At 61.8% G+C, this 10536-nt stretch carries 9 protein-coding genes; 8 read left to right on the plus strand and 1 reads right to left on the minus strand.

Going from position 1 to position 10536, the window contains the following annotated elements; translation table 11 throughout:
• Positions 1–75: 75 nt before the first annotated feature.
• Positions 76–1566: a leucyl aminopeptidase gene (locus tag QMX97_RS29940; protein ID WP_120447699.1), complete on the minus strand. Its 1491-nt coding sequence runs from the start codon at positions 1564–1566 to the stop codon at positions 76–78.
• 283 nt (positions 1567–1849) lie between these two features.
• On the opposite strand from QMX97_RS29940, the gene lptF reads away from it, so the two are divergent.
• From lptF to pdxJ, 8 genes are all read left to right on the plus strand, one after another.
• A complete protein-coding gene (gene lptF, locus QMX97_RS29945; RefSeq protein WP_016978267.1) occupies positions 1850–2968 on the plus strand; it encodes an LPS export ABC transporter permease LptF in 1119 nt (372 codons plus the stop codon).
• Positions 2961–4040, plus strand: coding sequence for an LPS export ABC transporter permease LptG (gene lptG, locus QMX97_RS29950; protein ID WP_065906929.1), 1080 nt, complete (start codon positions 2961–2963; stop codon positions 4038–4040). The genes lptF and lptG overlap by 8 nt, the downstream gene beginning before the upstream one ends.
• A gap of 151 nt (positions 4041–4191) precedes the next feature.
• Positions 4192–5991: a translation elongation factor 4 gene (lepA, locus tag QMX97_RS29955; RefSeq protein WP_028618986.1), complete on the plus strand. Its 1800-nt coding sequence runs from the start codon at positions 4192–4194 to the stop codon at positions 5989–5991.
• 5 nt (positions 5992–5996) lie between these two features.
• A complete protein-coding gene (gene lepB / locus QMX97_RS29960) occupies positions 5997–6851 on the plus strand; it encodes a signal peptidase I (protein WP_065906928.1) in 855 nt (284 codons plus the stop codon).
• A gap of 150 nt (positions 6852–7001) precedes the next feature.
• Positions 7002–7691: a ribonuclease III gene (gene rnc / locus QMX97_RS29965; RefSeq protein WP_016978270.1), complete on the plus strand. Its 690-nt coding sequence runs from the start codon at positions 7002–7004 to the stop codon at positions 7689–7691.
• Positions 7684–8586 (plus strand): GTPase Era, encoded by a 903-nt coding sequence (era, locus tag QMX97_RS29970; RefSeq protein WP_016978271.1) that lies wholly within the window; start codon positions 7684–7686, stop codon positions 8584–8586. Before rnc ends, era begins: the two co-directional genes overlap by 8 nt.
• Before the next feature lie 164 nt (positions 8587–8750).
• Positions 8751–9440: a DNA repair protein RecO gene (recO, locus tag QMX97_RS29975; RefSeq protein WP_106805066.1), complete on the plus strand. Its 690-nt coding sequence runs from the start codon at positions 8751–8753 to the stop codon at positions 9438–9440.
• A 51-nt stretch (positions 9441–9491) separates the two neighbouring features.
• Entirely contained in the window at positions 9492–10235 is a 744-nt protein-coding gene (gene pdxJ, locus QMX97_RS29980; RefSeq protein WP_065906925.1) for a pyridoxine 5'-phosphate synthase, read from the plus strand.
• Positions 10236–10536 lie beyond the last annotated feature (301 nt).

A 10536-nucleotide genomic window follows, 5' to 3' on the forward strand; every position in this document is an offset into this window, starting at 1 on the left:
GATGAGGCCCTTGAGTCTGGTGGCGATTTCAAGGCAGCCATCGCCGGCAAGCCGGCTCCTGCGCAGGGGGTGCGTTTAGGCCTTGGCGCGATCCAGCAGGTACTGGGTCAGCAGGGGCACTGGACGGCCGGTGGCGCCCTTGTCCTTGCCGCCGCTGGTCCAGGCGGTGCCGGCGATGTCCAGGTGCGCCCAGTTGAAGTTCTTGGCGAAGCGCGACAGGAAGCAGGCCGCGGTGATGGTGCCGGCTTTCGGGCCGCCGATGTTGGCGATGTCGGCGAACGGGCTGTCCAGTTGCTCCTGGTACTCATCGAACAGCGGCAATTGCCAGGCACGGTCGTCGGCAGCCTTGCCGGCGCTGAGCAGTTGCTCGATCAGCTCGTCGTTGTTGCCCAGCAGGCCCGAAGTGTGGGCGCCCAGGGCAACCACGCAGGCGCCGGTCAGGGTCGCGATGTCGATCACGGCCTGTGGCTTGAAGCGCTCGGCGTAGGTCAGTGCGTCGCACAGCACCAGGCGGCCTTCGGCGTCGGTGTTGAGGATTTCGACGGTCTGGCCGCTCAGGGTGGTGACGATGTCGCCCGGACGGGTCGCGCCGCCGCTCGGCATGTTCTCGGCGCAGGCCAGGATGCACACCAGGTTGATCGGCAGCTTCAGCTCGAGCACGGCGCGCAGGGTGCCGAACACGCTGGCGGCGCCGCCCATGTCGTACTTCATCTCGTCCATGCCCAGGCCCGGCTTGAGGCTGATGCCGCCGGTGTCGAAGGTGATGCCTTTACCCACCAGGGCGTAAGGCTTCTCGGACTTCTTGCCGCCGTTGTATTGCATCACGATCAGGCGTGGCGGCTGGTCGCTGCCCTGGCCCACGGCATAGAACGAGCCCATGCCCAGTTCCTTGATCTTTTTCTCGTCCAGCACTTCGACCTTGAGGCCCTTGAACTCTTTGCCCAGCGCCTTGGCCTGTTCGCCCAGGTAGGTCGGGTGGCAGATGTTCGGCGGCAGGTTGCCCAGGTCGCGGGTGAACGACATGCCGTTGGCGATGGCCTGGGCGTGGGTCACGGCGCGCTCGACTTCAGCCTGGGCGGCCTTGATGGTCAGCAGGGTGATTTTCTTCAGGGCGCGCGGTTCGGCTTTCTGGCTCTTGAACTGGTCGAAAATGTAACCGCCGTCTACAAGAGTCTCGGCCAGCAGGCGGGTCTTGCCGTAGCTGTCACGGCCCTTGACGACGATTTCATCGAGTGCCAGTGCCGCGTCGCTGCCGCCCAGGCCCTTGAGGGTGCTGAGGATGCTGCTGATGATCTTGCGGAATGGACGGTCGCCGAGCTCGGCGTCCTTGCCCACGCCCACCAGCAATACGCGGTCGGCCTTGAGGTTGGGCAGGCTTTGCAGCAGCAGGCTCTGGCCGACTTTGCCGGCCAGGTCGCCGCGCTTGAGCACGGCGCTGATCGCACCGCCGCTGAGTTCGTCGAGTTGCTTGGCGGCGACGCCGAGCTTGCGGCCTTCGCCGATGGCGACCACGAGGGTGGCGGTTTTCAACGTTTCGGGGCTAACGCTTTTTACAACCAATTCCATTTTCGGGTCCCTTATAAAGGTCTGAGAGCCGTGCGTCTGTACGCCGGCTTTAAGGCTGGGCAGCGGTGTAAGCCGCCCGCGACAAAGGCCGCAGTTTGAACCTCGCCGGCGGAGCCTGACAACCCTTGCCACGTGCTTTGTGCATGCGCATGAGGTTGCGCAGTGACAGGCGCGGTCAATCACAGGATAATGCGCCATCTTTTTAGCCGGCCCGCTGTAAACGGGCTGACTCGGTATGCTGCTTGTTTGGCCGCCTTAGCCTGACAACCCTGGAGTGTCTGGTTTGATCGTCTTCCGTTATCTGTCCCGCGAAGTCCTGTTGACCCTGAGTGCCGTGAGTGCGGTGTTGCTGGTCATCATCATGAGTGGTCGTTTCGTCAAATACCTGGCCCAGGCTGCCTCCGGCGCCCTGGACCCAGGCTCGCTGTTCCTGATCATGGGCTTTCGCCTGCCGGGGTTCCTGCAGCTGATCCTGCCGTTGGGCCTGTTCCTCGGGATCCTGCTGGCCTACGGCCGCCTGTACCTTGAAAGCGAAATGACCGTGCTCTCCGCCACCGGCATGAGCCAGCAGCGCCTGTTGGGCATGACCATGATCCCGGCCGCCGGCGTCGCGCTGATCGTGGCCTGGTTGAGCCTGAGCCTGGCCCCGCAAGGCGCCATGCAGTTCCAGCTGGTGCTGAACAAGCAGGACGCGATGACCGAGTTCGACACCCTCGAACCTGGCCGTTTCCAGGCCCTGAACGACGGTTCACGGGTGACCTACACCGAAACCCTGACCGACGACCGCGCCAACCTGGGCGGTGTCTTCATCTCTGAAAAACGCTTGGGCCAGGACAAGAAAGACCGCGGCATTTCCGTGCTGGTAGCCGATTCCGGTCGCCAGGAAGTCCGTCCGGACGGCAGCCGCTACCTGATCCTGGAAAATGGCTATCGCTACGATGGCAGCCCGGGCATGGCGGATTATCGCGCGATCAAGTACGACACCTATGGCGTGATGCTGGCTCGTCCGGACATCAGCGACGAAGTCACTGACCGCGACGCCATCCCCACCACCGACCTGTTCGGTAGCAAGGAGCTGCGCTCGATCGCCGAGCTGCAATGGCGGATTTCCCTGCCGCTGCTGGTGTTCATCGTGACCTTGATGGCCGTGCCGCTGTCGCGCGTCAACCCGCGCCAGGGCCGTTTCCTCAAGCTGTTGCCGGCGATCCTGCTGTACATGGCTTACCTGACCATCCTGATTTCCGCCCGTGGCTCCCTGGAGAAAGGCAAGCTGTCGCCGACCCTGGGCCTGTGGTGGGTGCACGGTATCTTCCTGGTGATCGGCCTGGGGCTGCTGTATTGGGAACCTATACGCTTGAAAATGATGAGCCGTCGTGGCCAGAAGGAGTTGGCTCGTGGCTAAGCTCGATCGCTACATTGGTAGCAGCGTACTGATCGCCATCCTGGCGGTATTGGGCATCATCCTGGGCCTGGCCTCGTTGTTCGCCTTCATCGATGAAGTCGGCAACGTCAGCGACACCTATACCGTGTGGGACGTGCTGAGCTATGTCGCCCTCACCGCACCGCGTCGCCTCTACGACATGATGCCGATGGCCGCGCTGATCGGCTGCCTGATCGGCCTGGGCAGCCTGGCCAGCAACAGCGAACTGACCATCATGCGGGCCGCCGGGGTGTCCATCGGCCGTATCGTCTGGGCGGTGATGAAACCCATGCTGCTGCTGATGCTGTGCAGTGTGCTGATCGGCGAATACGTCGCGCCACCGGCTGAAACCACGGCCCAGGCCAACCGCGCCCTGGCCCAGGGCTCGGGCGATGCGCAAAGCTCCAAGCATGGCCTGTGGCACCGCCAGGGTGATGAGTTCATCCACATCAACGCCGTGCAGCCGGGCGGCCTGTTGATCGGGGTCACGCGCTACACGTTCGACAAGGAACGTCACTTGCTGGCGTCCAGCTTCGCCAAGCGTGCGCAGTACGGCGATGAAAAGTGGCAACTGAGCGACGTCACCACGACTTATTTCCGCAATATCGGCCAAGGCACCAAGGCCAGCACCGAAGTGATCAATGTGCCAAGCGAGGAGTGGGATATCGCCCTCAAGCCGCAACTGCTCAACACCGTGGTGATGGTCCCCGAAAGCCTGCCGATCTCCGGCCTGTGGGGTTACATCCACTATCTCAAGGACCAGGGCCTGAACAACGGCCGCTACTGGCTGGCGTTTTGGGTCAAGGTGTTGCAGCCGGTGGTCACCGCCGCGCTGGTACTGATGGCGATTTCGTTCATCTTCGGCCCGCTGCGTTCGGTCACCCTCGGCCAGCGCGTGTTTACCGGCGTGCTGGTCGGCTTCACCTTCCGGATTGCCCAGGACCTGCTGGGCCCGTCGAGCCTGGTGTTCGGGTTCTCGCCCCTGTTTGCGGTGCTGGTGCCGACCGGTATCTGCGCGCTGGCTGGGTTCTGGCTGTTGCGCCGCGCCGGTTGATGCCGCGCTTATGAACAAAAAATGCCCCGCTCGCGAGATCGGGGCATTTTTGTTCTGGTCAGCAAAGATGACGCCTGGCCTGAGCATCAGGTACAATTCCCGGCTATTTTTCAGCGGGCAATCTGCCTGCAGCCTTTTTGAGTGTTGATCCGTGAGTGATTTGAGTCATATCCGCAATTTCTCCATCATCGCCCACATTGACCATGGCAAGTCGACGCTGGCCGATCGATTCATCCAGATGTGCGGCGGCCTTGCCGAGCGTGAAATGGAAGCCCAGGTCCTGGACTCCATGGACCTCGAACGCGAGCGCGGGATCACCATCAAGGCCCACAGCGTTACTCTGTATTACAAGGCCAAAGACGGCATCACCTACCAGCTGAACTTCATTGACACCCCGGGCCACGTCGACTTCACCTATGAAGTCAGCCGTTCCCTGGCGGCCTGTGAAGGTGCCTTGCTGGTGGTCGACGCCGGCCAGGGCGTTGAAGCGCAGTCGGTTGCCAACTGCTACACCGCGATCGAGCAGGGCCTGGAAGTCATGCCCGTGCTGAACAAGATCGACCTGCCACAGGCCGAGCCCGAGCGCGTCAAGGAAGAGATCGAGAAGATCATCGGCATCGACGCCACCGACGCCGTCACCTGCAGCGCCAAGACCGGCCTGGGTGTCGACGAAGTGCTCGAGCGCCTGGTGCAGACCATTCCCGCGCCGACCGGCAACTACGAAGATCCGCTGCAAGCGCTGATCATCGACTCCTGGTTCGACAACTACCTGGGCGTTGTGTCCCTGGTCCGCGTGCGCCATGGCCGCGTGAAGAAGGGCGACAAGATCCTGGTCAAGTCCACCGGCAAGATCCACCTGGTGGACAGCGTGGGTGTGTTCAACCCCAAGCACACTGCGACCGTTGATCTGAAAGCCGGTGAAGTGGGCTTCATCATCGCCGGTATCAAGGACATCCACGGCGCGCCGGTAGGTGACACGCTGACGCTCAGCTCGACGCCGGACGTCGATGTGCTGCCGGGCTTCAAGCGCATTCAGCCACAGGTCTATGCCGGCCTGTTCCCGGTCAGCTCCGATGATTTCGAGGATTTCCGCGAAGCCCTGCAGAAGCTGACCCTCAACGACTCGTCGTTGCAGTACACCCCGGAAAGCTCCGACGCCCTGGGCTTCGGCTTCCGCTGCGGGTTCCTGGGCATGCTGCACATGGAAATCATCCAGGAGCGCCTCGAGCGCGAATACGACCTGGACCTGATCACCACCGCACCGACGGTTATTTTTGAGCTGTTGCTGAAAACCGGTGAAACGATTTACGTCGACAACCCGTCCAAGCTCCCGGATCTGTCGGCAATCGAAGACATGCGCGAGCCTATCGTGCGGGCCAATATCCTGGTTCCGCAGGAGCACCTGGGCAACGTCATCACCCTGTGTATCGAAAAGCGTGGCGTACAACGCGACATGCTGTTCCTCGGTACCCAGGTGCAAGTGACCTACGACATGCCGATGAACGAAGTGGTCCTGGACTTCTTCGACCGCCTCAAATCCACCAGTCGCGGCTACGCTTCGCTGGACTACCATTTCGATCGTTACCAATCGGCTAATCTGGTGAAACTGGATGTGTTGATCAACGGCGACAAGGTAGATGCCCTTGCACTGATCGTGCACAAGGACAACGCGCACTACAAAGGTCGCCAGTTGACCGAGAAGATGAAAGAACTGATTCCGCGCCAGATGTTCGACGTCGCGATCCAGGCCGCCATCGGCGGGCAGATCATTGCGCGGACCTCCGTCAAGGCACTCAGAAAGAACGTACTGGCCAAATGCTACGGCGGTGACGTAAGCCGTAAGCGCAAGCTGCTTGAGAAGCAAAAGGCCGGTAAAAAACGCATGAAGCAAGTAGGTAACGTGGAAGTTCCACAAGAAGCCTTCCTTGCGGTGCTCAGGTTGGATAGTTAGGTCCTATGTCGCTAAATTTCCCGCTGTTGCTGGTCATCGCCGTTGCCGTTTGCGGTCTCTTGGCGTTGCTCGATCTGGTGTTCTTCGCCCCGCGTCGGCGGGCGGCTATCGCGTCCTATCAGGGCAGCGTCAGCCAGCCCGATGGCGTGGTTATCGAGAAGCTGAACAAAGAGCCTTTGCTGGTTGAATACGGCAAGTCGTTCTTCCCGGTGTTGTTCATCGTGCTGGTGCTGCGTTCGTTCCTGGTGGAGCCGTTTCAGATCCCTTCGGGGTCGATGAAACCCACCCTGGATGTCGGCGACTTCATCCTGGTCAACAAATTTTCCTACGGGATCCGCCTGCCGGTGATCGACAAGAAGGTCATCGAGATCGGTGACCCGCAGCGCGGCGACGTGATGGTGTTCCGCTATCCGAGCGATCCGAACGTCAACTACATCAAGCGTGTAGTGGGCCTGCCGGGCGACGTGATTCGCTACACCAGCGACAAGCGCCTGCTCATCAACGGCGAATCGGTGGCCGAGAAGTTGATCGGTTCCGAACCGAACAGCCTGGGCAGCGCTGAGCTGTACGAAGAAAAACTCGGTGCGGTAGAGCACGAAATCCGCAAGGAAATGAGCCGCTACCGTGCCCAGCCTGATGGTGAGTGGAAAGTGCCGGCCGGGCACTATTTCATGATGGGCGACAACCGTGACAACTCCAATGACAGCCGCTACTGGGATGATCCCACCATTCCCAAGGACCTGCTGGGCATGGTTCCCGACCAGAATATCGTCGGCAAGGCCTTCGCGGTCTGGATGAGCTGGCCGGAACCCAAGCTCAGCCACCTGCCGAACTTCTCGCGGGTCGGGCTGATCAAGTAATACAGGCGGCGCTGTGAACACAGCGCCGAATGCTTTTCTGGGGTTGGGACAAATCGGTCCCGCCTCATGCAGCACCAACCAGGATTTGAATTTGAACACTGCGTCAATCGTCGATGGCCGCCGGTGCCACCAAACAGATATGGGTAAACCGTGAGCGTTTCTTTAAGCCGTCTCGAGCGTCAGCTCGGCTACACCTTCAAGGACCAGGAATTGATGGTCCTTGCCCTTACACACCGCAGCTTTGCCGGGCGTAATAACGAACGCCTGGAATTCCTCGGTGATGCCATCCTCAATTTCGTCGCCGGTGAAGCCCTGTTCGAGCGCTTCCCACAAGCCCGTGAAGGCCAGCTGTCGCGCCTGCGTGCGCGCCTGGTGAAGGGCGAGACCCTGGCGGTGCTGGCCCGTGGCTTCGGCCTGGGCGAGTACCTGCGCCTGGGGTCCGGCGAGTTGAAGAGTGGCGGTTTCCGGCGTGAATCGATCCTCGCCGATGCCCTCGAAGCGCTGATCGGCGCGATCTACCTCGATGCTGGCATGGAAGCGGCCAAGGAGCGCGTCACCGCGTGGCTGACCTCCGAGATCGAAAGCCTCACGCTCGTCGACACCAACAAAGATCCCAAGACCCGCCTGCAGGAATTCCTCCAGTCGCGCGGGTGCGAACTGCCACGCTACGAAGTGGTGGATATCCAGGGTGAACCGCATTGCCGCGTGTTCTTCGTGGAATGTGAAATCACCTTACTGAATGAAAAAAGCCGAGGTCAGGGTGTGAGCCGTCGTATTGCCGAACAGGTAGCGGCCGCTGCAGCACTGATTGCCCTGGGCGTGGAGAATGGCCATGACTGATTCAACCGCAACACGCTGTGGCTATGTTGCCATCGTCGGCCGCCCCAACGTGGGCAAGTCCACGCTGCTGAACCACATCCTCGGCCAGAAGCTCGCGATCACCTCGCGCAAGCCGCAGACCACCCGCCACAACATGCTGGGCATCAAGACCGAAGGCAACGTGCAAGCGGTCTACGTCGACACCCCGGGCATGCACAAAGGCGGCGAGAAAGCCCTCAACCGCTACATGAACAAGACCGCTTCGGCGGCGTTGAAAGACGTCGACGTGGTGATCTTCGTGGTCGACCGCACCAAGTGGACCGACGAAGACCAGATGGTCCTCGAGCGTGTGCAGTACGTCACCGGCCCGTTGATCGTTGCGCTGAACAAGACCGACCGCATCGAAGACAAAGCCGAGCTGATGCCGCACCTGAGCTGGCTGCAGGAACAACTGCCGAACGCGCAGATCATCCCGATCTCGGCCCAGCACGGGCACAACCTCGATGCCCTGGAACGCGTGATCGCCGAGCACCTGCCGGAGAACGAGCACTTCTTCCCGGAAGACCAGATCACCGACCGCAGCAGCCGTTTCCTCGCCGCCGAACTGGTGCGCGAGAAAATCATGCGCCAGATGGGCGCCGAGCTGCCGTACCAGATCACCGTCGAGATCGAAGAGTTCAAGCAGCAGGGCAAGACCCTGCATATCCATGCGCTGATCCTCGTCGAGCGTGACGGCCAGAAGAAAATCATCATTGGCGACAAGGGCGAGCGCATCAAGCGCATCGGCACTGAAGCGCGCAAGGACATGGAATTGCTGTTCGATTCCAAGATCATGCTCAACCTGTGGGTGAAGGTGAAGGGTGGATGGTCCGATGACGAGCGCGCACTGCGTTCGCTGGGCTACGGCGACCTGTAAACGGCCTTCGGTAACGCCGCAAGTCAAAATGTGCGAGCGGGCTTGCTCGCGAATACGGTCTATCAGCGATGAATGTATCGACTGACACTCCGCCTTCGCGAGCAAGCCCGCTCCCACATTGGATAGTCGCAGTTTTCAAGACCGTGCTTGTCAGCGAGAACCCAATGTCCCAATCCCCACCTCCCAGTCAACTCGCCTACGTCCTGCACAGCCGCGCCTACCGCGAGACCAGTGCGCTGGTGGATTTCCTCACGCCCCAAGGTCGCCTGCGCGCAGTGTTGCGCAGCGCGCGGGGCAAGGCGGGTACATTGGCGCGGCCCTTCGTGGCACTGGACGTGGAGTTTCGCGGCAAGGGCGAGCTGAAGAACGTCGGCCGCATGGAAAGCGTCGGCACCAGCGCCTGGCTCAATGGCGAGGCGCTGTTCAGCGGCCTCTACCTGAATGAACTGCTGATCCGCCTGCTGCCCGCTGAAGACCCGCACCCCGCGGTCTTCGATCACTACGCTGCCACCTTGCTGGCCCTCGCCGAAGGGCGCCCACTGGAGCCGTTGTTGCGCGCCTTCGAGTGGCGCCTGCTGGATGACCTCGGCTACGGCTTCGAACTGGCCAACGACCTGCACGGCGAGCCCATCGCCGCCGACGGCATGTACCGCCTCCAGGTCGATGCTGGCCTGGAGCGCGTGTACCTGCTGCAGCCGGGGCTGTTCCAGGGCACTGAGCTGCTGGCCATGAGCGAAGCCGACTGGACCGCCCCCGGCGCCTTGTCCGCCGCCAAGCGCCTGATGCGCCAGGCACTGGCCGTGCACTTGGGCGGACGGCCGCTGGTCAGTCGCGAGTTGTTTCGAAAGCCCTGACATCCCCGTGTATGCTGTGCACCGATTCTTTCCCTTTTCAGGAGCGCTTCCGTGACCACCAGCAATCGCATTCTTCTTGGCGTCAACATCGACCACGTCGCCACCCTGCGCCAGGCCCGGGGCACCCGTTACCCTGACCCGGTCAAGGCCGCGCTGGACGCCGAAGAAGCGGGCGCCGACGGCATCACCGTGCACCTGCGCGAAGACCGCCGCCACATCCAGGAGCGCGACGTGCTGCTGCTCAAGGACGTGCTGCAAACCCGCATGAACTTCGAAATGGGCGTCACCGAAGAGATGATGGCGTTCGCCGAGCGCATCCGTCCGGCGCACATCTGCCTGGTGCCCGAAACCCGCCAGGAACTGACCACCGAAGGCGGCCTCGACGTCGCCGGCCAGGAAGCGCGGATCAAGGCCGCGGTGGAGCGTCTGTCGAAGATCGGCAGCGAAGTCTCGCTGTTCATCGACGCCGATGAGCGCCAGATCGAAGCGTCGCGCCGCGTCGGCGCGCCGGCCATCGAGCTGCACACCGGCCGTTATGCCGATGCCACCACGCCGACCGAAGTCGCCGACGAACTGCAACGCATCATCGACGGGGTCAATTGCGGGTTGAATGAAGGCCTGATCGTCAACGCCGGCCATGGCCTGCACTACCACAACGTCGAGGCCGTGGCTGCGATCAAGGGCATCAACGAGCTGAACATCGGCCATGCGCTGGTGGCGCATGCGCTGTTTGTCGGCTTCAAAGGTGCCGTGGCCGAGATGAAGGCGCTGATTCTGGCAGCTGCCAAGGCCTGATACCGCAGCCCAAGCTCAGCCGTGTCTACTGTGGTGAGCGGGCTTGCCTGTTGGGCTGCGAAGCGGCCCTGAAACCTGCGATTCCGATCTCCCTGACACTCGGCGGCGATTGAACTGGGGCTGCTGCGCAGCCCAACGCGGGGCAAGCCCGCTCGCCACACAAGGCGTGCTCGGCCCGACAGGCTCCTTGTTACAAAAAGCGTGTTCGGCCCGACAGGCTCCTTGTTACAAAAGGCGTGCTCGGCCCCGACAGGCTCCTTGTTACAAAAGGCGTGCTCGGCCCCGACAGGCTCCTTGTTAC

It is taken from the genome of Pseudomonas sp. PS01298, assembly GCF_029959745.1.
GTDB lineage: Bacteria > Pseudomonadota > Gammaproteobacteria > Pseudomonadales > Pseudomonadaceae > Aquipseudomonas > Aquipseudomonas aylmerensis.

What these genes read in the sequence shown, in the direction of transcription:
- QMX97_RS29940 (WP_120447699.1), bottom strand. Translation starts at nt 1,566, where the DNA reads ATGGAATTGGTTGTAAAAAGCGTTAGCCCCGAAACGTTGAAAACCGCC.
- era (WP_016978271.1), top strand. Translation starts at nt 7,684, where the DNA reads ATGACTGATTCAACCGCAACACGCTGTGGCTATGTTGCCATCGTCGGC.
- lepB (WP_065906928.1), top strand. Translation starts at nt 5,997, where the DNA reads ATGTCGCTAAATTTCCCGCTGTTGCTGGTCATCGCCGTTGCCGTTTGC.
- recO (WP_106805066.1), top strand. Translation starts at nt 8,751, where the DNA reads ATGTCCCAATCCCCACCTCCCAGTCAACTCGCCTACGTCCTGCACAGC.